Annotated in this window: 26 protein-coding genes and 1 pseudogene; 12 read left to right on the top strand and 15 right to left on the bottom strand. The window is 50.8% G+C overall.

Features of this window, described 5'->3' with window-relative positions; all coding sequences use genetic code 11:
- Positions 1-182 precede the first annotated feature (182 nt).
- From hemW to C2M29_RS02595, 6 genes are all read right to left on the bottom strand, one after another.
- Positions 183-1,319, bottom strand: a complete 1,137-nt coding sequence (hemW, locus tag C2M29_RS02620; RefSeq protein WP_105188254.1) for a radical SAM family heme chaperone HemW — start codon at positions 1,317-1,319, stop codon at positions 183-185.
- Positions 1,320-1,322: 3 nt separating this feature from the next.
- Positions 1,323-1,907 (bottom strand): XTP/dITP diphosphatase, encoded by a 585-nt coding sequence (locus tag C2M29_RS02615; protein WP_105188253.1) that lies wholly within the window; start codon positions 1,905-1,907, stop codon positions 1,323-1,325.
- Positions 1,908-1,917: 10 nt separating this feature from the next.
- Complete coding sequence (locus tag C2M29_RS02610) at positions 1,918-2,355, bottom strand: DUF4426 domain-containing protein (protein WP_105188252.1); 438 nt, start codon at positions 2,353-2,355, stop codon at positions 1,918-1,920.
- 87 nt (positions 2,356-2,442) lie between these two features.
- Positions 2,443-2,976, bottom strand: a complete 534-nt coding sequence (locus C2M29_RS02605; protein WP_105188251.1) for a YggT family protein — start codon at positions 2,974-2,976, stop codon at positions 2,443-2,445.
- A gap of 20 nt (positions 2,977-2,996) precedes the next feature.
- Positions 2,997-3,818, bottom strand: a complete 822-nt coding sequence (proC, locus tag C2M29_RS02600; protein WP_105188250.1) for a pyrroline-5-carboxylate reductase — start codon at positions 3,816-3,818, stop codon at positions 2,997-2,999.
- A 44-nt stretch (positions 3,819-3,862) separates the two neighbouring features.
- Positions 3,863-4,552 carry a YggS family pyridoxal phosphate-dependent enzyme gene (locus C2M29_RS02595; RefSeq protein WP_105188249.1) on the bottom strand — a complete coding sequence of 230 codons (690 nt, stop codon included), beginning with the start codon at positions 4,550-4,552 and terminating at the stop codon, positions 3,863-3,865.
- 31 nt (positions 4,553-4,583) lie between these two features.
- Between C2M29_RS02595 and C2M29_RS02590 the strand changes: the two genes are divergently transcribed.
- Positions 4,584-5,636 (top strand): type IV pilus twitching motility protein PilT, encoded by a 1,053-nt coding sequence (locus tag C2M29_RS02590; RefSeq protein WP_105188248.1) that lies wholly within the window; start codon positions 4,584-4,586, stop codon positions 5,634-5,636.
- A gap of 14 nt (positions 5,637-5,650) precedes the next feature.
- On the top strand, positions 5,651-6,787 hold the full coding sequence (locus C2M29_RS02585; RefSeq protein ID WP_105188247.1) for a PilT/PilU family type 4a pilus ATPase: 1,137 nt from the start codon (positions 5,651-5,653) through the stop codon (positions 6,785-6,787).
- A 71-nt stretch (positions 6,788-6,858) separates the two neighbouring features.
- Here the strand turns inward: C2M29_RS02585 and ruvX are convergent, their stop codons facing one another.
- Genes ruvX through C2M29_RS02555 form a run of 6 tightly spaced genes read right to left on the bottom strand, consistent with a single transcriptional unit; the run spans position 6,859 to position 10,986 of the window.
- On the bottom strand, positions 6,859-7,308 hold the full coding sequence (gene ruvX / locus C2M29_RS02580; RefSeq protein WP_105188246.1) for a Holliday junction resolvase RuvX: 450 nt from the start codon (positions 7,306-7,308) through the stop codon (positions 6,859-6,861).
- Positions 7,305-7,862, bottom strand: coding sequence for a YqgE/AlgH family protein (locus tag C2M29_RS02575; protein ID WP_105188245.1), 558 nt, complete (start codon positions 7,860-7,862; stop codon positions 7,305-7,307). The genes ruvX and C2M29_RS02575 overlap by 4 nt, the downstream gene beginning before the upstream one ends.
- 14 nt (positions 7,863-7,876) lie before the next feature.
- Positions 7,877-8,830 (bottom strand): glutathione synthase, encoded by a 954-nt coding sequence (gene gshB, locus C2M29_RS02570; RefSeq protein WP_105188244.1) that lies wholly within the window; start codon positions 8,828-8,830, stop codon positions 7,877-7,879.
- Between the two features lie 56 nt (positions 8,831-8,886).
- Entirely contained in the window at positions 8,887-9,621 is a 735-nt protein-coding gene (rsmE, locus tag C2M29_RS02565; RefSeq protein WP_105188243.1) for a 16S rRNA (uracil(1498)-N(3))-methyltransferase, read from the bottom strand.
- A gap of 36 nt (positions 9,622-9,657) precedes the next feature.
- Positions 9,658-10,080 carry a hypothetical protein gene (locus tag C2M29_RS02560; protein ID WP_105188242.1) on the bottom strand — a complete coding sequence of 141 codons (423 nt, stop codon included), beginning with the start codon at positions 10,078-10,080 and terminating at the stop codon, positions 9,658-9,660.
- A 15-nt stretch (positions 10,081-10,095) separates the two neighbouring features.
- Positions 10,096-10,986: a DUF350 domain-containing protein gene (locus C2M29_RS02555; RefSeq protein ID WP_105188241.1), complete on the bottom strand. Its 891-nt coding sequence runs from the start codon at positions 10,984-10,986 to the stop codon at positions 10,096-10,098.
- Positions 10,987-11,056: 70 nt separating this feature from the next.
- Between C2M29_RS02555 and glnE the strand changes: the two genes are divergently transcribed.
- Positions 11,057-13,912, top strand: a complete 2,856-nt coding sequence (glnE, locus tag C2M29_RS02550) for a bifunctional [glutamate--ammonia ligase]-adenylyl-L-tyrosine phosphorylase/[glutamate--ammonia-ligase] adenylyltransferase (RefSeq protein ID WP_105188240.1) — start codon at positions 11,057-11,059, stop codon at positions 13,910-13,912.
- Positions 13,913-13,919: 7 nt separating this feature from the next.
- Here the strand turns inward: glnE and C2M29_RS02545 are convergent, their stop codons facing one another.
- The 3 genes from C2M29_RS02545 to tolC form a co-directional block, all read right to left on the bottom strand.
- A complete protein-coding gene (locus C2M29_RS02545; protein ID WP_105188239.1) occupies positions 13,920-14,492 on the bottom strand; it encodes a TcpQ domain-containing protein in 573 nt (190 codons plus the stop codon).
- 44 nt (positions 14,493-14,536) lie between these two features.
- Positions 14,537-15,463: an LpxL/LpxP family Kdo(2)-lipid IV(A) lauroyl/palmitoleoyl acyltransferase gene (gene lpxL / locus C2M29_RS02540; protein ID WP_105188238.1), complete on the bottom strand. Its 927-nt coding sequence runs from the start codon at positions 15,461-15,463 to the stop codon at positions 14,537-14,539.
- Positions 15,464-15,553: 90 nt separating this feature from the next.
- Positions 15,554-16,915, bottom strand: coding sequence for an outer membrane channel protein TolC (gene tolC / locus C2M29_RS02535; RefSeq protein WP_105188237.1), 1,362 nt, complete (start codon positions 16,913-16,915; stop codon positions 15,554-15,556).
- A gap of 183 nt (positions 16,916-17,098) precedes the next feature.
- Here tolC and C2M29_RS02530 point away from each other — a divergent pair, with 183 nt between their 5' ends.
- From C2M29_RS02530 to C2M29_RS02485, 9 genes and pseudogenes are all read left to right on the top strand, one after another.
- The gene (locus tag C2M29_RS02530; protein ID WP_105188236.1) at positions 17,099-17,722 is read left to right on the top strand and encodes an NUDIX domain-containing protein; all 624 of its coding nucleotides are present in this window, start codon (positions 17,099-17,101) and stop codon (positions 17,720-17,722) included.
- Positions 17,719-18,174, top strand: a complete 456-nt coding sequence (locus C2M29_RS02525; RefSeq protein WP_105188235.1) for a DUF1249 domain-containing protein — start codon at positions 17,719-17,721, stop codon at positions 18,172-18,174. The genes C2M29_RS02530 and C2M29_RS02525 overlap by 4 nt, the downstream gene beginning before the upstream one ends.
- On the top strand, positions 18,161-18,937 hold the full coding sequence (locus C2M29_RS02520) for a metallophosphoesterase (protein ID WP_105188234.1): 777 nt from the start codon (positions 18,161-18,163) through the stop codon (positions 18,935-18,937). The genes C2M29_RS02525 and C2M29_RS02520 overlap by 14 nt, the downstream gene beginning before the upstream one ends.
- Positions 18,922-19,490, top strand: a pseudogene (locus C2M29_RS02515) (YqiA/YcfP family alpha/beta fold hydrolase). Before C2M29_RS02520 ends, C2M29_RS02515 begins: the two are co-directional and overlap by 16 nt.
- A gap of 19 nt (positions 19,491-19,509) precedes the next feature.
- Entirely contained in the window at positions 19,510-21,405 is a 1,896-nt protein-coding gene (gene parE, locus C2M29_RS02510; RefSeq protein WP_105188233.1) for a DNA topoisomerase IV subunit B, read from the top strand.
- A gap of 54 nt (positions 21,406-21,459) precedes the next feature.
- Positions 21,460-22,554 (top strand): PQQ-dependent sugar dehydrogenase, encoded by a 1,095-nt coding sequence (locus C2M29_RS02505; RefSeq protein ID WP_105188232.1) that lies wholly within the window; start codon positions 21,460-21,462, stop codon positions 22,552-22,554.
- A gap of 16 nt (positions 22,555-22,570) precedes the next feature.
- Positions 22,571-24,868 (top strand): DNA topoisomerase IV subunit A, encoded by a 2,298-nt coding sequence (parC, locus tag C2M29_RS02500; protein ID WP_105188231.1) that lies wholly within the window; start codon positions 22,571-22,573, stop codon positions 24,866-24,868.
- Between the two features lie 567 nt (positions 24,869-25,435).
- Positions 25,436-25,996 (top strand): hypothetical protein, encoded by a 561-nt coding sequence (locus C2M29_RS02490; RefSeq protein ID WP_105188229.1) that lies wholly within the window; start codon positions 25,436-25,438, stop codon positions 25,994-25,996.
- Positions 25,983-26,747: a hypothetical protein gene (locus C2M29_RS02485; protein ID WP_158684630.1), complete on the top strand. Its 765-nt coding sequence runs from the start codon at positions 25,983-25,985 to the stop codon at positions 26,745-26,747. Before C2M29_RS02490 ends, C2M29_RS02485 begins: the two co-directional genes overlap by 14 nt.
- Positions 26,748-26,906: the final 159 nt, after the last annotated feature.

Genomic DNA, 26,906 nt, shown 5'->3' with positions numbered 1-26,906 from the left:
GCTCGCTATGAACATAGGCGAGCAAGACCGAAGCAATGCTTCGCAGCTTAGCGAGGTGAGCACATGGATGCGCGATGTAACCAAGCTTCATGGATGAATTTAACCAGATAAATGAGTGATTATATTCACCAGAATGCGTTTAGATTGAACATAAAGTAAACCGCAAAGATAAACAGACCCTATTAAACGAACATTTCCAGCAATTCATTAAGATACCTATGGCCGCGCTCGGTCACCCGAATATGGGTGCTGTCACGGCTCAGCAAGCCTTGCTGTTGCGCCGCTTGTAACTGAGCTTCAATCTGGCTTATGTCTAAGCCCGTGTATTCTTGAAACTCCTCAAGAGGGCAGGGCTCGGCCAAGCGTAAGCGGTTCATCATAAACTCAAAGGGTCGCTCGTCGTTGGTCACTTCCCACTGCCTATATAAATAGGGTTTGGTGAGATCCATATAACCGCGCGGGTGCTTTACCTTCTCGGTGCGTATTATGCTGCCATCGGGTTTGGTTATTTTGCCATGGGCGCCACAACCTATGCCTATATAATCGCCAAAGCGCCAATAATTCAAGTTGTGTTGGCATTGATGACCGGGTTTTGCGTAACCAGATATTTCATACTGCTGATAACCGGCCTCGCGCAACAGTTCCTGACCCAGCTCCTGGATCTGCCAGAGCGTATCGTCTTCTGGCAAGGTGGGCGGTTTGGAATAGAACTGGGTATTGGGCTCTATGGTCAATTGATACCAGGAAATATGCGGTGGGTTTAAGGCGATCACCTGACGCAAGTCACCCAGGGCATCGTCTATGCTTTGTCCCGGCAGGCCATGCATTAAGTCCAGATTGAAGCTGCGCAGCCCCACCTGGTGTGCTTGCTCGGCCGCGCGTCTGGCTTCATCGGCACTGTGAATGCGTCCCAGCGCCTTGAGCTTGTCCTGCTGCATGGATTGCACGCCGATGGAAATACGATTAACACCGGCCTTTACATAGTCGCTAAAGCGTCCAGCCTCCACCGTGCCCGGGTTGGCTTCCAGGGTGATTTCTGCATTGTCGGCCAGCGGCGTAAGTTTACGCACGCCATCAAGCAGGGTTTGTAACGCTTCACCCGATAACAGACTTGGCGTGCCGCCACCAATAAAAATACTGTGAATAGGGCGTCCGGCAGCGAGCGGAGCATCGGTGCGCAAGTCTGCAAGCAGGTGTTGCACATACTCCTGTTCGGGAATTTGCTGTCCTTTTTGGCCGTGGCTATTAAAGTCGCAGTAGGGGCACTTTTGCACGCACCAGGGAATATGAATGTAAAGGCTTAAAGGGGGCAGGGTCACGAGTTAACCCTGCAATTGAGCGAGTAGCAGTTGTAATGCCTGGCCGCGATGGCTGATGGCGTTTTTCTCGGCCTTGGTCAGCTCGGCGCTGGTTTTATCCAGACCCTTGACCTTAAACACGGGATCATAGCCAAAGCCCTCATAACCACTACGTTGCTCGGTGATCTCGCCTTCCCAGGTGGCCTGACAGATCAACGGCAGCGGGTCGTCCTGATGGCGCATTAATACCAACACGCAGCAAAAACGGGCACTGCGTTGCTCTTGCCCCTGCATATCCAGTAACAGTTTGTCGATATTATCGCTGTCACTGGCATCGGGGCCTGCATAACGAGCGCTATAAACGCCGGGAGCGCCATCGAGAGCATCAACGATCAAGCCCGAGTCGTCGGCGATGGCCGGCAAGCCGGTTTGCGCGCTGGCGTGACGGGCTTTGATGATGGCGTTTTCCACAAAGGTGGTGCCGGTCTCGGCTACATCACTAACGGCAAAGTCGCTTTGTGGCTTTATGGTGATATTTAAGTCGCTTAATAGCGCGCTGAGCTCGGCAACCTTACCCTTGTTGCCGGTGGCAAGCACCCATGTTGTCATCTGTTATCTCTTAGTCTTTGTACAGCTTTTGATGAAAGCGCAGTACTTCCACGGTCGTACCCTGCGTCAGGGTAATTTCAAAGCGATAGGTTTCTTCGTCTTCAAAGCGCATTTGGGCAATGTAGTAAACGCTGTCGCCTTCTTTGATTTCCTGGAATTCCAGTTCCTCGCTTTGTCCTAAGAGGTTCTTCGCCACCCCGGAAATCGCCACGGTTTGCGGTTTGTCGTTCTTAAGAACGGAAATATTGATTAACGCTCGGTCGCCAGCGCGCTCCAGGTTATAGCTGCGGGCTACCTGAGGGGCGATGGTGGTTGAGGGAAAGGCAATATAGTGAACTTGCCAATGGCCAAGGTTTTTAAACTGGCCGCCTTGAACATCGTCTTGCGCCGCATAGCTTGGAGCCATGCACAACACGCTTAAGATTAGGCTGTATAGCAGAGCTTTCATAGCTACTACTCCTGTGTTGTGAGTACTGTGGGTTCTACTAAGTAAGTGTATCAGAAATCGGGCGAACTAGTGCCTCCCGAGGCTCGATTAACGGGTTAAATCCATTAATAAGAATTGCAAAAACTGCAAGCCGATGATCAGCACCAGTATCGACAGGTCTAAGCCACCGATGGGAGGGATCACCTTTCTAATTGGCCGCAGCATGGGCTCGGTCAGCTGATGGAAGATGGCCTCGATGGGATTGTAGCCCTGGCTCACCCAGCTCAAGATGGCGCGAATGATCAACACCCAAAACAGCAACTGCAGGGCCTCGCGGATCAGGGTGAACACACCGCCCATCAGCACCAAGGTGGTGTTCCAGCCCTCGCCAAACATCAGCAGCAGGGTGGTAACCTTGGCAAAGGCGACAATGAATGCCAATACCAGGGAGGCAATGTCTAAACCAGCAAAACCGGGGATCACCTTGCGCAGCGGGTTTACGGCAAAGCTGGTAGCCTTGACCACAAACTGGCTGAGCGGGTTGTAAAAGTCCGCTCGTACCGCCTGTAGCCAAAAGCGCAGCAGCACCACCATAAGGAATAAATCAAACAGGATGCCAACTAAAAAATGCACTGAGTTCATGGTTCAGCCTCAATAAAAAATTAAATTTCTTGCTCCATCTCCTGGGCGCGGGCAATGCATGCATCCATGGCGCCGGAGACGTTTTCAACTAATCCATGCGCCTTCAGGTGTTCCACCGCGGCATGGGTGGTGCCACCTTTTGAGGTGACATTGGCGCGTAACTGGGCGATGCTGATATCCGTTTGTGATAGGGCCATCTCTGCCGCACCCAGGGCCGTTTGCTGTACCAGGGCACGGGCTTGCTCGGCACTAAAGCCCAGCTCAATCGCTTTTTGTTCAATGGCTTCCATAAACAAGAAGAAATAGGCGGGTGACGAGCCGGTGACGGCGATGATGTCATTGATTTGCTCTTCTTTATCGACCCACACTACCAGACCTGTGCTGTTAAACACGGCTTCAATAAACTGGTTTTCATCCTCGCTCGTGCCCTCGGCATACAGGCCGCTGACACCACGACCAAGCAGCGAAGGAGTGTTCGGCATGCAGCGCACCATTTTCACCGGGTGGTTCAGCATTTCCTGCAGGCGTTTCACCGTGATACCGGCAGCAACAGAAATAAAGACCTTGTCGCTAAAGTCGACGCCGGCGGCAATAAAGCTTTGTGCCAACTCGGCCATCATCTGGGGTTTGACCGACAAAACAATGATGTCGGCCTGTTGCAGGGCTTCGATATTATCGGCGGTAGTGCGTACACCAAAGTCTGCGGCCACCTTCGCGAGTTTTTCCTGATTACGATTGGTGGCAATGATCTGCTCTTTGGCAAAGCCATTTTTCACCATGCCGCCAATGATGGCGTAACTCATGTTTCCAGTACCGATAAACGCGATGGTTTGCTGTGACATATAGACCTCAAATCTTGTGTTATTCGATGTTCGGCGCCTAAGTGCTATTGGTCACGTTCGCCAAAAATGGCGGTGCCAATGCGCACCATGGTGGAGCCGGCGGCGATTGCCGCATCCATGTCGCCACTCATGCCCATGGACAGGGTGTCGAGCTGTGGATATTGGTCCTTTATTCTATCAAAGCAAGCGCTTAATTGCTCAAAAGATTGTAATTGCGCCTCATAGCTTTCTGATTTTGAGGGAATTGCCATCAATCCACGCAAATTTAGCTGGTTGCAGCTATGGATAAAGGCAGCCAAAGCCGGCACCTCTTCGAGACGGCAACCGGATTTGTTGGCATCATCGTCTACGTTAACTTGGATTAACACTTGTAACGGCTTCATGTTGCTGGGACGTTGCTCATTGAGGCGTCGTGCAATCTTTTCGCGGTCGATACTTTGCACCCAGCTAAAATTTTCGGCGATGGCCTTACTTTTGTTGCTCTGAATCGGGCCAATAAAGTGCCATACTATATTCTTATATTCACTAAGCTGGCGAACCTTCTCAACCCCTTCTTGCACATAAGATTCTGCAAATTCTCGGTGGCCATGCGCAAAAGCCGCTAGAATATCTTCTAAGGGTTTTTTCTTAGAAACGGCAATTAAAGTGATGTCATTATAATCGCGGCCGCTTTTTTTTGCCGCTTGAGCTATTCTGTCATAGGCGGCATCGAGTCGTTCTGCTATTGTAACCATAAAGTTATCAGTTGGTTGTGGAGTCCTATTTATGGATATTACCGAATTACTGGCCTTTAGTGTGCAACACAAGGCCTCGGATTTACACCTTTCTGCCGGTGTGTCACCGATGATCCGTGTCGATGGTGACGTGCGCCGCATCAATATTCCCGTGCTCGAAGCCAAAGAGGTGAGTGGGCTCGTCTACGATATTATGAACGATAAACAGCGCAAAGAATACGAAGAAAATCTGGAAGTGGATTTTTCATTCGAAGTGCCTAACCTTGCGCGTTTTCGTGTTAATGCCTTTAACACCAACCGTGGCCCCGCCGCGGTGTTCCGTACCATCCCGAACGAAGTGCTGACGCTGGACGACTTAGGGGCGCCGGACATCTTCAAAACCATCTCAGAGAACCCTCGTGGTTTGGTATTGGTAACCGGACCGACCGGTTCGGGTAAATCAACGACCCTGGCGGCGATGATCGATTACATCAATAACACCCGTCACGATCACATTCTGACCATTGAAGACCCGATCGAATTTGTGCACCAAAATAAGCAATGCTTGATTAACCAACGGGAAGTGCACCGTGATACCCATAGCTTTAACGCCGCCCTGCGTAGTGCCTTGCGTGAAGACCCCGATGTTATTCTGGTGGGTGAGCTACGGGACTTGGAAACCATTCGCCTGGCGATGACCGCGGCGGAAACCGGTCACCTGGTATTTGGTACTCTGCACACCACCTCGGCACCGAAAACCATAGACCGTATTATCGACGTATTCCCAGGTGAAGAAAAAGACATGGTGCGTTCGATGCTGTCGGAATCACTGCGTGCGGTTATATCGCAAACGCTACTGAAAAAAGTCTCTGGAGGCCGTATTGCCGCCCACGAGATTATGATAGGTATTCCTGCGATTCGTAACCTTATCCGTGAGGATAAGATTGCGCAGATGTATTCATCCATCCAAACCGGTGCCGCCCACGGCATGCAAACCATGGATCAGTGCTTACATAACTTACTGAACCGTGGTCTTATCAGTACCCAAGCAGCTAAAGCGAAAGCCCATGATAAAACCCAGTTCGGTTTATCGGGCCAAATGTAGGATAGAACTCAGCAATGTTACAGCCATTATCACATCACCTGCAAAAGATGGTCGCCCTAGAGGCGTCGGACGTATTTGTTTCCAGTGGTTTGCCAGTGAGCGCCAAGGTCAACGGTGAGCTTACGCCGCTGGACGACCATGTATTGAGCGACGATGAATCTCTGACCCTGGTTGAGTCGGCTATGACCGACAAGCAAATCAATGAATTCCACAACAGCAAAGAATGTAACTTTGCCATCGCCACCGAAGAAGGGCGCTTCCGGGTATCCGCATTTTGGCAGCGCGATCAGGCCGGCATGGTTATTCGTCGTATTAACACGGTTATTCCTAATGCGGAAGACCTCGGCTTACCGTCGGTATTAACCGATGTGATCATGAAAAAGCGGGGCCTGGTGCTATTTGTTGGTGGTACGGGTACAGGTAAGTCGACCTCAATGGCGGCGCTTTTGGGGTATCGTAACCGCAATCAAAAAGGTCACATTCTGACCATTGAAGATCCGATCGAATTCGTGCATGAGCACAATAAGAGCATTATCACTCAACGTGAGGTGGGCCTGGATACGGAAAGCTTTGAAGCGGCGCTGAAAAGCTCCCTGCGTCAGGCTCCGGATGTGATCCTTATCGGTGAGATCCGTTCACAAGAGACCATGGAATACGCCCTGTCCTTTGCCGAAACCGGTCACCTGTGTGTGGCGACCCTGCACGCCAACAATGCCAACCAAGCCATCGACCGTATTATGCACCTGGTACCCAAAGAAAAGCACGAGAAGCTGAAGTATGACCTGGCGCTCAACTTGCACGCCATCATTGCCCAGCAATTGGTACCCACTGCGGACGGCGAAGGTCGTGTTGCCGCTATCGAGGTGTTGCTGAATTCACCCATGGTGGCCGAGCTTATCAAAAAAGGTGAAATCGGTTCCATTAAAGAGGTGATGGCAAAGTCGACGCAAATCGGTATGCAAACCTTCGACCAGGCGTTATTCAATCACTATCAGGACAAACGCATCAGCTATGCCGATGCGCTGCACCACGCCGACTCGCCAAACGATCTGCGCTTAATGATCAAGTTGCGCAACAATGATCAGCAGGGGGCTGGTTTCCTTCAAGGGGTAACCGTTGACGGCCTAAGCAGTGACGACGACAAGTTTTAAAGCACCTGCACAAATAATTAAGGGCGACCCCAGGGTCGCCCTTATTGTATCAGCTCACTAACCGAGCAGCCTTAATCGCCGTAGGCGGCGGAAAAGTAACTTTCGAGGATCAACACCGCCGAGGCGTTGTCGATATTGTCTTTGCGCAGATTGCGATAACCTCCGGCAGCAAATAATTGCTCTTTAGCCGCCGCCGTGGTCAGGCGCTCGTCCTGGGTTTCGACCTGCAAGCCGGTTTGGCTATGCAGGCGATTGGCAAACTTACGGGCGCGGTGAGTGAGGTCTTGCTCGGTGCCATCCATGTTCAAAGGCAGGCCAACCACCAGTAAATCCGGCTGCCATTCATTCACCAGGGTGCGAATATCGTCCCAGTTTGGAATGCCGTCTCGGGCCTTAACGGCGCGCAGCGCATTGGCGGTGCCGGTGAGCTCCTGGCCAATGGCCACGCCTATGCTTTTGGTGCCAAAGTCAAAACCCATGACACTGCGTTGCCCTGGCGGGGTTTTATTGCTTTGGCTCATGCGTGTCCGGCCTCAAGGCTTAGTTTGTCGGCATCTATGCCTACCAGAGCGAGTGCCTTGTGCCAGCGCTCGCTAATGGGGGTGTTAAAGATGATCTGCGGATCTGCCTCTATAATCAGCCAGGTATTTTCCAACAGCTCTTTTTCCAACTGGCCTTCGGACCAGCCGGCATAGCCCAGGGTGATAATAAAGTCCTGTGGCGCATCGCTGGTGGTCAGGCTGGCGAGCACGTCCTTGGAGGTAGTGATCATGAGCTCTGAACTTAACTCCTGCGATGATGCGTAGCCGGGTTTAGGGGTGTGCAATACAAAGCCCCGGTCGGTTTTAACCGGCCCTCCGGCAAATACCTGATGGCCCGCCGCCTTGCTGCTTTTATCGTTATCGATCTCGACCTTGTCGAGCAATTCGCCCACGGTGACATCGATGGGCTGGTTGATCACCAGTCCCATGGCGCCATCATCATTGTGCTCGCAAATGTAGGCCACCGCGTGCTTGAAAAAGGGATCTTGCATTGACGGCATGGCTACTAAAAAGTGGTTCGTTAATGATTGCATAGGCTTACCTTAGGTTAAGCTGGCGCGAGCTTACGCTCCAACGCATCAAAAAACTGTCCGGTAATAGAAATACCGGTTTCGCCCTCGATTTCTTTCACACAAGTCGGGGCGGTGACGTTCACCTCGGTGAGCTTATCGCCGATAATGTCCAGGCCAACAAACAACAAACCCTTGGCTTTTAGGGTTGGCGCCAGGGCTTGTGCAATGCGACGTTCATCATCGCTAAGCGGACGTACTTCACCGCGGCCGCCGGCGGCCAGGTTGCCTCGCGTTTCACCTTTTTGCGGAATACGGGCCAAACAATAAGGGATCACCTCACCATCAACTACCAATACGCGCTTATCACCGTCTTTGATCGCTGGGATATAATTTTGTGCCATGGCATAGCGACTGCCGTGCTCGGTTAGCGTCTCAATGATTACGCCAATATTGGCATCGTCTTGTTTTACGCGGAAAATAGACGCGCCACCCATGCCATCCAAAGGCTTAAGAATGATATCGCCATGCTCGCCAAGGAAGTGGCGAATCTGCTTGGCCGAACGGGTCACCAAGGTGTCCGGAGTAAACTCGCTAAACCAGGCGGTGTAGAGCTTTTCGTTGGCATCACGCAGACTTTGAGGTTTGTTAACCACTAAGGCGCCTTCAAGCTCGGCACGCTCTAAAATATAGGTGGCATACACATACTCGGTATCAAACGGCGGATCCTTACGCATCAGGATAATATCCAGCTCGCCTAGGGCAATATCGGCTTGGGGCTGCAACTCGTACCATTTTTCTGGATTATCAAACACCTCGGCCTTGGCGGCATGAGCATAGGCACGACCCTGGCGTAAAAACAGGTCGTCCATTTCAATGTAATACAACTCATAACCACGCTTATGCGCTTCCATCATCATTGCAAAGCCGGTGTCTTTTTTAATGTTAAATCCTGAAATCGGGTCGCTAATAATGCCCAGTTTTATTGCCATTGCTATGCTCGCTTAAAAAAATTCTAACTATGTAATGGGGTTGGTGAAGGCCAAAATCAATTGCCTAGGTCGCCAAATTCTAGCTGCAGGGCGCTGAGTACGGTTAAAGCCGCAGTTTCCGTGCGCAGTACCCGGGGACCAAGGCGGATATCGATAAAACCATTGTTGTGGCTTGAGGCAATCTCTTCATCGCTAAAACCGCCCTCCGGGCCAACTAAGAAGCGCACCCCTGAGCTTGGTGCGGCCAAGGTTTTAATACTGTGCTCGGCGCGGGGGTGTAAGGTAAGCTTAGTGGCATTCGAGCCTTGTTGCAGCCATTGTTCTAAAGCCATGGGCTCATGGATGGTGGTAACGCGGTTGCGTCCGCATTGCTCCGCCGCGGCAATGGCGATTTTCTGCCACTGTTGATGCTTTTTTGCGAGCCGGTCGGCCGCTAATTTTACGCCGCAGCGTTCGCTAAATAAGGGCGTGATTTCACTGACACCTAACTCCACCGATTTCTGAATGGTGAAATCCATTTTATCGCCGCGGGAGATCACCTGGCCAAGGTGAATAGCCAAGGGGGATTCGCATTCGAAGTCTTTGAATTCAATCACCTTAACTCGTACCTGCTTTTTACTGGCGATAAGGATTTCACATAAATACTCGCCTCCCTCACCGTTAAACAGGCTGATCTGATCGCCGCTTTGCATGCGCAGCACGCGGCCAATGTGTCCGGCGGCGTCATCACCTAGGTCGAGCTCAATGCCTAGCTCTAGGGTTGCCGGTTCATAAATATGCGGAACTCTCATTTGAATGCTCTAAAGGGGGTTTTGCGACAGTCTAAACTAGTCGCCTAAATGCGCAAGTGAATCTGGGTCCTGATTACAGCTTAAGTGGTTGTGGCGAAAGGGAGTGTCTAAGGGTTCTAGGTGGTAATGTTGGTCGTGTTGTTCAATGAGGTAGCGCTTGGGATGCAAGGAGTCTATCACCCATTTGAAGGTATCGCTGGCGCTCTCGTAGACCTCAGTAAAAATAAGCACGCCGGCAATCTTGTGATGGCGTGATAAATAGCTGGAAAGCTCGGCAACACTGATTTCGTTTTCAAAATCACAGTAGCAATAATCCTTGGCCTGCTGGTCAAACATGAGCTTGACCATGTGGCGGGTATTGGCGCCGGCGACAATCACCCCTGAGCTGTCAACCCTGGCGCAAAAGGCACGACTTAACAGGGGGTCACTGTCGAGCAAGAGATAATTGCTTAAGTTCATGAAGGCCCTTATGCCTTAGGCAAAAAATTGAATCAGTAAATAGCCCATGGCGCAATGCACCGAAAACTCAACCGCGGCGATGCCGACATTATCCTGATGATCCACTTCAACACCGGTATTGACGCGATAGAGCACTATCAACAACACTAAGCGTGACATCGCCGAAACCAGTATCCACATCAGACCGCAGTGCACCGCCAAAGTAAAGACATTTTCCACCATTTTGCCACTGTGGTAGCTGGCGCTGGCCAGCCCGGCATAGATAGCCAGCGCCATACCCACAGACTTGCCCGCGTAGCGGATGCCGATAGAGGTATTTTCCAGGTTAAAGTTATTCTGCAGTGAAGCACCCTGGTTAAATTTAGCAAAGCGTACCTCGCGTATTTTACTATCCAGAGCAAACATGCCCTGCAGCATCAAAAAGCTGACAAACACCACTAACAATGAGTATAGGCTATTGGTTTGCGACCAGTTGACCAATCCGATTACTACTATGCTATTGCCCAGTAACATGCCGGAGTCGACCATAGCGGCGCAGACGTTTTGTTTTAAGATAGCTTTTTCTTCGTTAAAACGATTTAAGATCCACTTACGATGGATTGCCTGACCCACCTTTATAAACAGCAACATAAGCAGCAATAAAAAGGGCACTTTCCAGGGCGTTTGCCACATCACGGTGAGCGAGAAGTCGTCGACAAGGTAGCCTATTACCAGCACCAGGGAGAGCAAATAACTGGCGTAGCTGATGCCGAGGGCGAAGTTATCGCGCTGGGCCAGCTCTTCACTGAGAGTTTGTCTTGCCTTGATCTGAGTATAGATACGCAGCAAAAACAACACTAAGGCAATGGCCGCAAAGCAAATTGCAAAAGTGTAGAGGGACTCGTTTGACAAAGTAAAATACGTCATACTGACTACATTAGAGTAACTTTGACTTCATTCTAGTACGCTTGGCCGTAACTTAAAAGAGAGCTATTTCATGCCAGCAGCCATAACTATTCCCACGTTATTACAACAACTTGGTGAAAGTCGTTATCAGCAGATATATAACCAACAGGAAATGGGGGAGTCTCGGCTGTCGCCCTTGCAGGCGCCCCTGCGGTCGCCATTGGTGCAATTACTGGCGCTCAGTGACTTTGCCTTTAAGGTGCTCAGCGCCCACCCCCATTGGGGTGAGTGGTTATTGGCTCCCGAGCAGCAAGCGTCCTATCCGGCGCCAGAGGTCTTCAGTGAGCCTTTAGAAGAAGTGGATGATACCCAAGCGATGCGTCGCTTGCGTTTGTATCGGCAGCAGTATTGGTTACATGTAGCCTACCTGGATTTGGTGTGTGCCAACGACATTGGCGACTCCATGCGTTATGTCTCCGAGTTGAGTGATAAGTTGATCGATGCCGCCAATCGTTGGGCCTATACGCAGGTGACCAGGCTCAACGGCGAGCCGCTTGATGAGCAGGGAGAAAGTCTGCCTATGCTGATTTTAGGCATGGGCAAGCTGGGAGGCTTTGAGCTTAATTATTCGTCGGACATCGACTTAATCTTCACCTATCCGCGCTCGGTATCGACCCAGGGCGGGCGCCGCAGCATTGAGGCTCAGGTGTTTTATACCAAGGTGGCGCAAAAAGTGATTGCCGCGTTAGACCAACACACCGCCGATGGCCGGGTGTTCCGTGTCGATATGCGTTTGCGCCCCTTTGGTGACAGTGGTCCTCTGGTGATGAGCTTTGCCGCCATGGAAGACTATTACCAGGAGCAGGGCCGAGAGTGGGAGCGTTATGCCATGCTTAAGGGCCGCTTGATTGGCAGCGCTAACGTCTATCACCAGGAGTTTTACACCCTGCTGCGGCCCTTTGTTTATCGTCGCTATATCGATTTTTCGGTGATCGAGTCGTTGCGCAAGATGAAGTCGTTAATTGCCCAGGAAGTAAGGCGTAAAGGCTTAGTGGATAATATCAAACTCGGAGCTGGCGGTATTCGCGAGGTGGAGTTTGTGGTGCAGGCGCTGCAGCTTATTCGGGGTGGCCGCGAGCGGCAGTTACAGACCGCAGGCTTGCACCAGGCGCTGAAGGCGCTTACGGAGTTGGCGGTATTTACAGACGAGCAATATCAGCAGCTGTGGCATGACTATGCCTTGTTGCGCCGGGTTGAGCAGTATTTGCAAGCTTTTGCCGATCAACAAACCCAGCAATTACCGGACAATGAGCAAGACTGGCTGCGTCTGAGCTACTTACTGGCGCAACCCGATGAGCAGGGAGCGAGGGCGCTTATTGATGCCGCCATGGCGCGAATTCGCACCGAATTTGAGCAGGTGATAGGGTTTGAACAGGAGCCCAGCGCCACCGTCGACAGCAGTTATGTGCTGGCCTGGGAGCATGGTGATATCGAGGCGCTCAGTGATGTCATTGCTGAACCGGAGCAACGAGCCAGTTGGCAAGCGCCTTTGCAGCATTTTCGTGAGCGGGTCAGCAAGCAGCCTATTGGCAAGCGCGGCCGCGATACCCTTGACAAGCTAATGCCTCAGGTGTTGGCACGGCTACAAAAAATCAGCGCCAGCGGCGAGGTATTCGCCCTGGTGGCCAATGTGCTCGATAAAATCATGTCGCGCACCACCTATTTGGAACTGTTATTGGAAAACCCCGGGGCCTTGCAGCAATTGGTACGTCTGTGCGCTCACAGCCGTTGGATCGGTGAGCAAATTGCACATTATCCCATTTTACTCGATGAGCTGATCGACCCGGCCGAGCTCTACAAGCCCTTGCCGCTTGATGCCTACGCCAATGAGATCCGTCAGTACTTCCTGCGTATCGACGAGCAGGACCTTGAGCTGCAAATGGAAGCCCTGCGCCAGTTTAAACAAACTCAGCAGCTGCGCATTGCCGCCGCCGATGCCACCGGGGTGCTGCCGTTAATGAAGGTGAGCGATCACTTGACCGCCTTAGCGCAGGCGATTGTGGAGCAGGCGGTGAATCTGGCGTGGCAACAAATGGTGGCCCGTTTCGGGCGTCCCGAGGGCACGGATGATGAGCATAAGGGCTTTGCGGTGATAGCCTATGGTAAGGCCGGCGGGCTGGAGCTGGGCTACGACTCGGATCTCGATCTGGTGTTTGTCCATAATCATGATGGCGACTCCCATACCGACGGTGACAAGGTGATCTCCTCCCGCCAGTTTTACTTAAAGCTGGCGCAGCGACTGATGCATCTATTCAATACCCGCACCAGCTCAGGCATCTTGTATGAGCTCGATACACGTTTGCGCCCCGAGGGCTCATCCGGTCTGCTGGCGATTAATATCGAAAGTTTTTTACATTATCAGCAAACTCAGGCCTGGACCTGGGAGCATCAGGCCCTTGTTAGAGCACGAGTGATTTACGGCAGTCAGGAGTTGGCGGTGCGCTTTGACGAGATACGCCACTGTATACTGACGCAACACCGCCAACGGGCGGCATTGCAACAGGATGTGTTACAGATGCGCGAGAAAATGCGCCAGCACCTAAGCCGGGATAACGACCTGCTGTTCGACCTGAAACAAGGCCATGGCGGCATGACCGACATTGAATTTATTACCCAGTATCTGGTTTTGGCTTATGCCGAAAAGCATCCGCAACTGGTGACTTACTCGGATAATATCCGCATTCTAGAAATTGCCGCGGCCCATGATTGCATTAGTGAGCGCGAGGCTCAGCAACTTATTCATGCCTATTGCCATTACCGTGGCCTGTATCATGTGTTGAGTTTGCGTAATCAGGATAAGCTGGTGGCTAAGTTGGAGGTGCAGCAGGAAATTGCCAGTGTCTGCAGTGTTTGGGCGGCCTTGTTATCACCGCCTCAAACAGATTAACGCTTCCCTAGCGGGCAACGGTTTTAATGCAGTTGTCCCGCACATAGGCGGAGGGGCGCTCGGTTATAAGCGCCGCCCTTTGTTGATGGCAAAAGAAGGTTTGTACATCGCTTTCAAAGTCGCTGTCGATGGCTTTACCTACCTGGTGCAGGGTGGCGACAAAGGTGTCGTCGACGCGAAATGGATGTTTTATGACATAGTCCTTATCCAGGTGCCAGTAAAAGGCCACGCCTTCTTCTTTGGCAAAATCCGCAAGGGCTTTTTTTAGGGTAGCTCCGGCGCTAAAGCGACGGGTTTTCACGCTGCCTTGCCAGCGCAGATCCGTGCCCTGAACCGTGCCTAAGCGTTGGCTCAGCTGTGCATCAAGATCATTGCTTGGGGTGCCAAGATTAATCACATACTTGTCGCGCTCTGTGGCGCTTCGCACCGAGCTTTTAATGCTGGCATAAAATTGTGATAACCCGGAGGCGGCGGCGTTGTCTTGTTGGTCTTTAAACATGGGCCCGTCACCGAGCAAAAAGTAGCCGGCGGCAAACAGCAGGATTGCCGCCAAAGACAAATGTTTAATCCAAAACCACATTGCTTACCTTCCTTATTATTTTTATTTTCCAGGGTCCAGGGTTTCTAGCGGTAGTAAGAGGGCGCGTTTTGATCCGGTCGGGTTTTAAAGCGTCGATGCAACCACATATATTGCTCTGGGGCTTTATTGATAGCCTCTTCCATGCGTTGGTTGACCGCTGTGACATCGGCCACTTCATCGCCGCTCGGGAAATTCTCAAGCGCAGGTTGCACAGCCAAATGGTATTTACCCTTTTCATCACGACGGCTGTGGATACTGAGTGTTTTACAGTATTTCGCAGATGCAAAGATAAGCGTCCCTGTTGTACTCGCGGCCTGTTCAACTGCGAAGAATGGGGCAAAAACGCTGCGTTTTCTGCCATAGTCTTGGTCTGGCAGGTAATAACAGAAATTTTTGTCTTTTAGCGCTTTCAAAAGGCCTTTGATATCGCGCTTACCAACTAGGTATTTGTTTGAACGCAATCGGCCCTTGGTGGTGAAATAATCCATCAAGGCGTTGTTATGTGGTCTGTAAAAGCCAACAGCGTGGCGCTGTGTGCCCATGATCCGAGATGACATTTCAAGGTGCAAATAATGTGGTGCCATTAGGAGTACACCACAGCCTTCGGCATTCGCCTTATCAATGTGTTCCAAACCTGTGATTGAGCCAACAATGCGATTGATTCGCCAATCGGGCCACCACCAGGCCATGGCGCTTTCAAAAATGGCCATGCCGGTGTTTTCCATGTTTTTAAGCACCAGCTCGGCTCGTTGCTCGGCGTTTAGCTCCGGGTAGCACAGGGCGATATTCACTTCGGCGATTTTGCGGCGCTTTTTCATCAAGCGATAAACAAGGCGGCCGAGTGCACGTCCTAAAGCCAGTTGCCAGGATTGGGGTAACCAACTAAGGGTATAGAGTAAGAAAACGGATAGCCAGCTAGGCCAGTATTTCGGGGCAAAAAAAGCCAGTTGGAAGGATGTTTTGTTAACCACAAGCGTTGATATTTATCATGACGAATGGCGCTCAGTATACGTTATATTGGCAAAACAAAGCCAGCGCTGAGGCTGGCTTTGTCTGTTGTCTTAGTTTTGTGCTTTTAAGCCTTGGTTGATAGCTTCCAAGTCTTGCGCCGTCAGAGTGCCCGCCGCTTGCTTAAGCGCCAGAGTTGACACCACATAGCGATAACGCACGTTAGCCAGGTTACGCTTAGCGTTGTATAGGTTCTGGGTGCTTACCAGTACGTCGACTATGGTACGTGTACCCACTTCGAAACCGGCTTCGGTTGCTTGCAACGCACTTTCCGCCGAGATCACCGCCTGCTCAAGGGCCTTGTAGGTGGCGATATCCGAGACTACCTGATTATATGAGGTAATAGTCGAGCGGGTTACGGCACGTAGTGTCGCTTCTAGGTCTTCGCTGGCGGCCACATACAGAGAGCGCGCTTGCTTGGTTGAGGCGACGGTGGCACCACCTGAGTACAGTGGCAGGTTGAAGCTTAGGCCAACGGTGGTTTGATCTTCACGGGGCACGTGATCACGGTTAAAGGTGGTGCCCATGGTGCTGATTTCTGTATCTGTCAATGAATCGCCGTAAGAGGCGTTCAAAAAGAGCGTCGGGTAGTGACCCGCTTGCGCCAGGTCGATTTGCTGCTTGGCAATGTCAACGGTGGCTTTAGACACTTGTAACTCTAAGTTGTTTTGCTTGGCAAGCTCAACAAAGTCGGTGTTTTGCTTGGTTGGCTGTACGGTAGAGAAGGTCTCGGTGTCCAAAGTGTCCAGCTTGGCGTGGTATTTACCTGTGATTTCACGTAGTTGCTCTCGAGCCGTTTCCACATCGTTTTTGGCAACGATTTCACGGGCAACCGAGTTATCGAACTGAGCCTGTGCTTCGTGTACGTCTGTGATAGCCGTTAGGCCCACGGCAAAGCGCTGTTTTGTTTGCTCTAATTGACGCTCGATGGCACGCTTTTCCGCCTGCACAAATTCCAGGGTGTCGATCGCACTAAGGACGTTGAAATAGCCTTGCGAAACGCGCACGATCAGGGCTTGTTGTGCCAGGTCGTAAACGGTTTGCTGTTGCAGCGCCTGCTTATCGGCGATATCCAATGAACGCCATGCATTCAAGTTGAAAATGGCTTGGTTAAGACTGATCTGACGAGAAAAAGTGTCGCGCTCGGTATCGAGGGACATCAACTGGCCGGTATCGGTGTCGATATCGTAACCGTCACTGTCGGTTTTACTGTAGCCCATAGAAAAGTCGACTTGTGGTAACAAGGCGCTTAAGGCTCGGTCTGTGTTATGCTGTTGTGCTTCGGCATTGGCCTTGGCTTTAAGGACCACGGGATCATTTTCAAGGGCAATTTGATAAACCTGGAGCAGGTCTTCAGCATGACTGTAAGAGCTAAAGCTAAGCGCTAGCAACGTCGTCAACAATGTCTTTTTCATTTTCAGTACAGTCCTTAGGAATATATTGCGAATTATCTGCATGTTACCGTGTTTAGACACGATATTGAAAAGCAAAAGCGTAAATAATATATGCTTAAGTGTAACAGAATTTATATTTAGCGGAAGGGTAAACGGTATCGTTTATTCTTGTTTTTGTGACTTAACGTAATCGGTCTGTTTTATATGAATAAAATCAGTAGTTTTAAAAACGAAGATGTGCAGGTTGAAAGCACCGAAAGAGTCTTCGATGGCTTCTTTAAAGTGGATAAGTACCGATTTAACCATGCACTCTTTGCCGGCGGTCGCAGCGACACCATAGAAAGGGAAATATTTGAACGGGGTCATGCGGTGGCGGTCTTACCCTATGATCCCCGTAGTCGCCAGGTGCTCCTGGTTGAGCAGATCCGTATCGCCGCCATGGCCAGTAAAGACAGTCCTTGGTTACTGGAGTGCATCGCCGGCATGGCCGACGGCAGCGAAGATTATCAAGCCGTGGTACGTAAAGAAGCGCAGGAAGAAGCCGGGCTGGAGCTCGGTGAGCTGGAATTTATGTTGTCGTACTTATCCAGCCCCGGGGGCACCAGCGAGCGCCTGTATTTATACTTGGCGCAAACGGATCTCAGTGAGGCCGGAGGGATTTTCGGCTTGGATCATGAGGGCGAAGATATTAAGGTCCATGTGCTGGACCTAGACGAAGCCCTGGCCCGCCTCAATAGCGGTGAAATCGATAACGCAGCCACGGTGATCAGTCTACAATGGTTGGCACTGAACGAGCAGCGTATTTTACAGCAGTGGAATAAACCGTGACGGTACAAAGAAGAGCCGGGTATATACAATCATTACCCAAGTATCTCACTCTATGTGAGCGCAATTATGCCAATGTCCTGCGCATCCTCCCCGAGCAGCAATGCCGGGGCGCGTCGCGTTTGTTGGATATTCGTCATGAGCGCTATCAAGTTGATATAGAGCAGATGGCCAAGTACACCACGGATATTTGTATTACTCAGGTGCGCGGCGCCATTGCCGGTATGTTTACGCCGCCGATGAACGTACGCATTTATCACGACGCCCGGGTGGCCGAGGTGGTGCACCCGGACTATCACAGCCGCATTAAACCAACCTACAGCTACCCGAATGCGGGCATGCATCAAAAAGACGAGAAGTATCAGGTCAATGCGTTTTTACACGACTGGCTGACGTTTTGTATTTCGCACGGCGAGGCGGTATTGGATTGGGATTGTGGCAGTGACCTGGTTTAAAGAACATCATATTAATGCAGCCCAGCCGCTGCACTTCGGTCACTTTACCGATAGTCATGTGTTTGCCGATAAAAACGGCGAATACTTTAATGTTAATTGTGCCGAGCACTTGGCGAAAACCCTGGCGGCTATGGCCGAGGAAGCGTTCGATTTTGTGGTTTTCGGTGGCGACCTAACTCAGGATCACACGGCCGAGTCCTATCAATTATTTGCCGAGCTGGTGGCAAAGAGCCCCCTGGCATGTCCGGTATTCTGGGTGCCCGGCAATCATGATGAACTCACCCATTTGCAGGCCATGAGTGAAGGGCAAATCCGGTCCTGCAAACGTATTTGCCACCCTTACGCGCAATTGCTGCTGATCAATACCAAGGGCACCACGCCGTCGGGCTGGGTGAGCAAGTCGCACCTGCACGACATTAAAGAGGCGCTGGCCGAGAGTGACGCGCCGCATATATTAATCGGTCACCACCATCCCTTGCCGGTGCGCGGTTATATCGACAAACACATTTTGGAAAACGGCGCCCAATTGTTGGATTTACTGGGCGAGTATCCCCAGGTTCAGGCGCTGGTGCATGGTCATGCTCATAACGAGTATGAACGTGTTTATGAAGGCGTAACCATATACGGCACGCCGGCGACCTCGATTCAATTTACTAAACACACGCAGGATTGGCAGCAACAGAGCATGGGTCCGGCCTATCGTCGCCTGCGCGTGGAACAGGACGGGTCACTCAAGACACAGGTAGTATGGCTAGAAAATTAATCTATATTCATGGCTTTAATAGCTCGGAGTTATCGCAAAAAGCGGTGCAATTAGGCGAGTATCTGGCCAATTGGTCCGGGCAATATATTTGCCGCGCTTAAGTCATGATCCAAAAGTGGCCATCGCCCAGTTAGAGGAGCACCTGGATGAGCACACCGCCTTGATCGGCAGCTCCCTGGGTGGCTTTTATGCCACTTACTTATCGCAAACCCATGGGCTACCCGCCGTGGTGGTTAACCCTGCAGTGCATCCGGCGCGTCGGTTTAGCGAATATTTGGGGGCCCAATACAATCCTTATCAGGATTATCATTACCAGTTAGAGCAAACGCATGTGCGGGCGCTGGAACAACTTTATTTGGAGCAATTAGCTTCCCCCGAGCTATTGTTTTTGTTACAACAACAAGGTGATGAAGTGTTACCCTATAGGCAGGCCGTAGACTACTACCAACTCTGCCAACAGGTTGTTGAACCCGGCGGCGAGCACCGCTTTGTAGGATTTGAGCGCTATTTTGGCGCCATTACGCGATTCTTAAATATCACCCTAACCACATAGGCTGTTAACGAATAAAAATATGAGCCAGCAGAACTATAACGCCGAAGCAATTGAAGTATTAAATGGTCTGGACCCAGTAAAACGCCGTCCGGGCATGTATACAGATACCACTCGTCCTAACCACCTGGGCCAAGAAGTGATCGACAACAGTGTCGATGAGGCCCTGGCCGGTCATGCCAGCAAGGTGGATGTGATCCTCCATGAAGATAACTCCCTTGAGGTGATCGATGATGGCCGGGGTATGCCGGTTGATATTCATCCGGAAGAAGGGATCCCCGGGGTTGAGCTGATCCTCACCAAACTCCATGCCGGTGGTAAGTTCTCCAATAAAAACTACCAATTCTCCGGTGGTTTGCATGGTGTGGGTATTTCCGTGGTGAACGCCTTGTCGACTCGAGTTGAGGTGACCGTGCGTCGTGATGGTCAGGTCTACGAAATTGCCTTCGCCAATGGTGATAAGGTGCAAGATTTGCACGTAACGGGTACCGTGGGTAAGCGTAATACCGGAACCTCGGTGCGCTTTTGGCCCGATGCCTCGTATTTTGATTCGGCCAACTTCTCACTGACGAAATTAAACCACGTGCTTAAGGCCAAGGCGGTGCTATGCCCGGGCCTGCGCATTCGCTTTGTTAATAAGCAAACCAAGGAAACGCAAGAGTGGTTCTATGAGGCCGGCCTCAAAGACTATATCAAGGACGCCACCAAGGGCTATGAAACCCTGCCGCAACAACCCTTTACCGGTGAGTTTAGCGGCAGTACAGAAGGGGTCGACTGGGCCTTGCTATGGCTGCCGGAAGGTGGTGAGTCGATAACCGAAAGCTATGTAAACCTGATCCCCACCGCCCAGGGCGGTACTCATGTTAATGGCTTGCGCCAGGGTCTGCTTGAGGCCATGCGCGAGTTCTGTGAATTCCGTAATCTTTTACCACGGGGCGTGCGCCTGACTCCGGAAGACATCTGGGATAAGTGCTCCTATGTGCTGTCGGTGAAGATGCAAGACCCGCAATTTGCCGGACAAACCAAAGAAAAACTGTCGTCGCGTCAATGTGCGGCCTTTGTTTCCGGGGTGGTGAAAGATTCTTTTAGCCTGTGGTTGAACGAACACACAGACGTGGCCGAGCTCTTGGCCGAGCTGTGTATTAGCAATGCCCAGCGTCGTATGCGCGCGGCAAAAAAGGTGGTGCGTAAAAAGGTCACTCAAGGGCCGGCGCTGCCGGGTAAGCTGACCGACTGTAGCAGCAGCGAAATCGAGCGCACCGAACTCTTTCTGGTGGAAGGTGACTCGGCGGGTGGCTCGGCTAAACAGGCGCGCGATAGAGACTTTCAAGCGATCATGCCGCTGCGCGGTAAGATCCTCAATACCTGGGAAGTGGAGTCGGGGCAGATCCTGGCCTCGCAAGAAGTGCACGATATTTCCGTGGCCCTGGGTATAGATCCAGACAGTGAAGACTTAAGCGGGTTGCGCTATGGCAAGGTGTGTATTCTTGCCGATGCGGACTCCGATGGACTGCATATCGCCACCTTGCTGTGTGCGCTGTTTGTAAAGCATTTCCCCTCCCTGGTTCTTCAGGGCCATGTCTATGTGGCGATGCCGCCGCTCTATCGTATCGACGTGGGTAAAGAGGTCTTCTATGCCCTAGACGAAGATGAAAAAACCGGGATCCTGGATCGTATCGAAGCAGAGAAAAAGCGCGGCAAGGTGAATGTCCAGCGCTTTAAAGGTTTGGGTGAAATGAACCCGCTGCAACTGCGCGAAACGACCATGGATCCCAACACCCGTCGCTTGGTGCAGTTAACCTTGGACGAGCCGGAGCAGACCGAAGAAGTGATGGACATGCTGCTGGCGAAAAAGCGATCCGGCGATCGCCGCCAATGGTTAGAAAACCACGGCGATAAAGCCGAAGTTGAACTGTAAGTAACAGCAATCTGGGTGCCGAGCTAAGGCGCCAATAAACAGAGAGAGGTTTCCATGGGTAAGAAAATTTTAAGCACGTTAATGGGTTTGGCCTTTGTGGGCAGTGCCCAGGCCACGGACATTACCGAGCGTCTATCGGTTCCCGAAGGCTTTAGTATCGAGCCATATGCCTTAAATGTAGAGAACGCCCGTCAGCTGGCGTTATCAGACAGTGGCATCGTCTATGCGGGCTCGCGCAAGGCCGGCAAGGTGCACGCGTTAATCGATGCGGATAAAGATGGCCAGGCGGAGCGTCAGGTATTGATAGCCGAGGGCCTGAATTTGCCGTCCGGCATCGCCTTTAAAGACGGTGATTTATATGTCGCCGAAGTGGAGCGCATCGTGCGCTTTAAAGACATAGACACCAAGCTGGATAAGGCCGAAAGGGAGGTGGTATTCGACCAGCTACCCGATAAACGTCACCATGGCTGGAAATTTATTCGCTTTTCCCCCCAGGGTGATTTAATCATTCCGGTAGGCGTGCCTTGTAATGTCTGTGCCGAGGATCCGGAATTTGGTTTGCTTTATTCACTGGATCTAAAAAGCAAAGAAGTGACCACCATCGCAAAGGGCGTACGTAATTCGGTGGGGTTTGATTACCACCCGCAAACTGGCAACCTCTGGTTTAGTGACAATGGCCGCGACATGATGGGCGATGATATCCCGCCCTGTGAAATCAATGTGATCACAAAGCCCGGACAACATTTTGGCTTCCCGTATTTTCATGGCGGCACCATTGCCGATCCTGAATTTGGTAAGGGTAAGAAGATGAGTGATTATGTACAGCCGGCCCTTAATTTGGGTGCCCATGTGGCGCCGTTGGGGATTCATTTCTACACCGGCGAGCAGTTCCCTGGCACATATAAAAATCAGCTATTTGTGGCCGAGCACGGCTCGTGGAACCGCAGTAAAAAAGCGGGTTACCGAGTTATGGTCGCCAAGGTTGAGGGCGACAAGGTGACGGGCTATACGCCGTTTATCACCGGCTTTATGGAAAATGAGCAAACCTATGGTCGCCCGGTGGCCATGGTGCAAATGCCCGATGGCAGCCTGCTGGTCTCCGACGATTACGCCAATGCCATCTACCGTGTGCAATATAATAAAAAGTAAGTTTGGATAACGAGCAATGACACAAACAACGACCTTGTCACAACAAGGCATAGAGCAGCTTACTATGGGGCGTTTTACCGAAGACGCCTACCTTAACTATTCCATGTACGTGATCATGGACCGTGCCTTGCCGCATATTGGCGATGGCCTGAAGCCGGTACAGCGCCGTATTGTCTACGCGATGAGCGAACTGGGCTTATCGGCGGCGGCAAAATACAAGAAATCCGCCCGTACCGTGGGTGACGTATTGGGTAAGTATCACCCCCATGGTGATAGCGCCTGTTATGAAGCCATGGTGTTGATGGCACAGCCGTTTTCTTACCGTTACCCGCTGGTGGATGGCCAGGGTAACTGGGGCGCGGCGGATGATCCTAAGTCTTTCGCCGCCATGCGTTATACCGAAGCGCGCTTGTCTAAGTTCTCCGAGGTGCTACTCAAAGAGCTTGGTCAGGGCACGGTAGACTGGACGCCGAACTTCGACGGTACCATGAAAGAGCCTCTGGTATTGCCGGCTCGTTTACCGCATATCCTCTTAAACGGGGTGACCGGTATCGCCGTTGGTATGGCCACGGATATTCCGCCTCACAACGTGCGTGAGCTGGCCGAAGCCTGTTGTTTATTGCTCGATAAACCAAAAACCGAATTAGCCGAACTGCTGCAATTGGTAAAGGCACCGGATTACCCCACCGAAGCGGAAATTATCACCCCGAAAGCCGACATCGAGAAGATGTACACCACGGGTCGTGGTTCGCTAAAAATGCGTGCCAAGTACCATGTTGAGCAAGGTGAAATAGTGATCACTGCGCTGCCGCATCAGTGCTCGGGTGCCAAGGTGTTGGAGCAAATTGCCAACCAAATGACCGCGAAGAAGCTGCCCATGGTGGCGGACTTACGCGATGAGTCGGACCATGAAAACCCGACCCGTATCGTGGTGGTGCCGCGCTCGAACCGCATCAAGGTGGAGCCGTTGATGGCGCACCTGTTTGCAACCACAGATCTTGAGAAAAACTACCGCGTTAACCTGAATATGATTGGCCTTGATGGTCGTCCTCAGGTTAAAGACCTGCGCAGTATTTTGGCCGAGTGGCTAGAGTTTCGCCGTGATACGGTGCGTCGTCGTTTGCAATACCGCCTCGATAAGGTTTTAGCACGTCTGCATATCCTTGAAGGTTTAATGGTTGCCTTCCTCAATATTGACGAAGTGATTGCCATTATCCGCAACGAGGAAGAGCCCAAGCCGGTGTTGATGGAGCGTTTTGGCTTAACGGAAACACAAGCCGAAGCGATTCTGGACTTAAAACTTCGTCATCTTGCTAAGTTAGAGGAAATGAAAATTCGCGGTGAGCAGGATGAGCTGGCCAAAGAGCGTGACAAATTAGAGCTGACGCTGGGTTCAGAGCGTCGCATGTCGACGCTGATGAAAAAGGAAATTCAGGAAGCGGCAGAAACCTATGGCGATGAACGTCGTTCGCCCGTGGTTGAGCGTGAAGAAGCCAAGGCGCTGAGCGAGAAGGATTTGATCCCGTCCGAGTCGGTGACCGTGGTGCTTTCCGAAAAAGGCTGGGCCCGTGTGGCCAAGGGCCATGATGTCGATGCCGAAGGCTTGAGCTATCGCTCGGGCGATAAGTTTAAGGCCAGTGCCAAGGGTAAGAGCAATCAGCCCGCGGTGTTCCTCGACTCCAGTGGCCGTGCCTTTGCCACCGATGCCCATAGCTTACCGTCGGCGCGCAGCCAGGGTGAGCCCATGTCGGGACGCTTTAATATTGCCGCAGGGGCGACCTTGGAGCATGCGGTAATGGCCGACAATGAGCAGATGCTGCTGATGGCCAGCGATGCCGGTTATGGTTTCGTGGCCGAATTTAACGATCTGGTCAGTAAAAACAAAAACGGTAAGGCCTTGGTGAGTATTCCAAAAGGTGGCTTACTGCTGCAGCCCATTGCCGTGGGTGATATCGCCAGCGACTATTGCATGGCCATTTCCAGCGAGGGGCGCATGCTGTTGTTCCCGCTGCGCGATCTCCCCAAGCTGGCTAAGGGTAAGGGTAATAAGATCATTTCCATCCCGAGCGCCAAGGTGCAAGCTCGTGAGGAATTTGTGAAATTGCTGGCGGTGGTGCCGCAAGGTGCCAGCGTGACCTTGCTTGCCGGTAAGCGCAAGCTGACACTCAAACCAAGCGATTTAGAGCACTATCATGGTGAGCGAGGTCGCCGAGGTAATAAACTGCCCCGTGGCTTACAAAGAGTGGATGGCTGCGAGATTGAACTTGCAGGCAGTACGCCAGAGCCTGAAGTGACAGAAACAGCAGAAGAATAAAAAAGAGGGCAGCAGCCCTCTTTTTTTGCGTCCTAGAAAAGCAGTGACTTATCTTTTTTGTTTTTAATTTTGGCACGTTATTTGATGTTGTTAATAGGAGGCACAATGAGCAAAACGCTGCGAATTTAACTGTGTTATATGCGTTTGCATCACCAGCGGTATTACATATAGCTCTTAAATTATGGCATTAGAAAAGTACCCTAGGTGGCGGTTGCAATAACACGACCTTGACTTTGATGAGTCTCACGATCATGTGCATTGGGTAGCATTATTTTACGACCTCATTTATGTCGTTATTATCTTTTTACTCGGTAATTATTTAAGTGAGCACTTTAACCCCCTGAGGAATTCTTACTGTTTTTTTCTCTTACCCGTAATGGACTATACTGGAAGCAAGGGCACTGCGAGGCTCACATATCATCCGAACTTTGCGTTAGGGGATGCACTAAATAAACTTTTCAGAAGTTCTCGTATCACTATCAATAGCTTTTGATTATGGGGACAAAATGGACCAGAAATTTTCAGAGAGCTAATACGCATACTCTCTCAGAACAATAGGCCAGACTTATGCGTATCATATTTATCTTGCTATTCTTCGCAGGTGGCTGTTCTGTTACAAAATCATTGCCGCAAAAAGGCTTGTTTTCTGTGGCACTTCTGGAGCAGCAAAACGCCAATAAATCACAGCTAATCGTCTATTCAAAATCTGAGTCCTGGATATCTGAGGCTACTTATAAATATATTGTAATTAATGGTGAGCACGTTTCGACAATCACTCAGGATACATTTGCGCTAATACAAATTAATCCTGGGGGCAGTAGCTTGAGAGTTACACAGCATGGATATGAGGGGGTGGAACTACCGACTATATTTTTATTAGGTTCGGGAGGCTATGCATTCAAACAAAAATTTGAAGACACAATCGAGTTACATATCGAGCCGAATTCCACCACGTTTGTGTCGATTGACTACGCAGAGAAAGACATTAGTTTTCAGTGCCAAGAAACAGAGACATCAATAAACATATGTACCTCCACAGAAGAAGGCATAGTGTTGAGAGTAGAAGAAAAGGAGCAAGCATTGGCGATATTGAAAGGGCTGTATGAGGTATGCCATGACTGTAAGTAAAATCATATTTCTGCTCCTCGTCATATCATTTTTAGGCTGTACATCAACCCCAGTAGTTGAATACTCCCCGTTTGTAGGGGTGCCAAGAGATAAACCTATTAAGGTAATTGCTTTTAAAGGAGTTGCCTCAAATGAGCTCTCCACAACTTCAATTGGTCAATATCTCCTCACAGGAGCAGCCATAGGAGGAGCGGCCGGCGTTGAAGCTGGATTTGAAACAGGTCTTGAACTGACTGGCGGTGATTGTGGAGAGTTTTTTATAGTTTGTTTGGCATTGGTGCCAGTATTTGGGGTTATCGGAACGAGTATGGGGGCGATAGTCAGTGGTGTTGCAGGGCTCGCTGAAAAATTGCCCGATTCAACTGTAAACTCTATGCAAGCAATTATTGATGAATACTTTGAAAATCAGCCTATAAATTCAAGGCTTACAGATACCTTTATAGATAAATCGAGCTATAAGTGGCAGGTTAATGACAACGCAAAGACGACTATAGTTTTAGCTGTGATCGCTATACAAGCTATTAATGAAACCGGTGATAAGGTCGCATTTTCATTCACGGCAGCGATGAGCGTTGATTATTCTGGTGGCTCTTCACATAAAACAAAACCTTTTCATGTTACCCAAAAGACTAATGCGTACGAAATAGAAGACTGGGTTAATGGTGGGCAAGATCTATTCACTGGAGAAGTTAATCAAATACTAACTAAATCCTCAAAAATCTTTATAAAGTTGCTAGAGCAAAAAATTTAGTATGGAATTCAATACCGTCAAAGCTTACAGAGCGAGAGTAGGATGCACTTTCTTTGGCTCTAAAACAAATAAATGGGGGCAGGTTAGAGTAAGGATTGATGTTTTAAAGAATGGCATTGTTTTCCCAAGTGATAATCTCAATTACGCGCGTTTATCGTA

Source organism: Pseudoalteromonas sp. T1lg48, assembly GCF_002964785.1.
In the GTDB taxonomy this organism is placed as follows: Bacteria; Pseudomonadota; Gammaproteobacteria; order Enterobacterales; family Alteromonadaceae; genus Pseudoalteromonas.
Note: the sequence above shows the minus strand (reverse complement) of the source record. Positions and strands in the feature narration are given on the sequence as shown.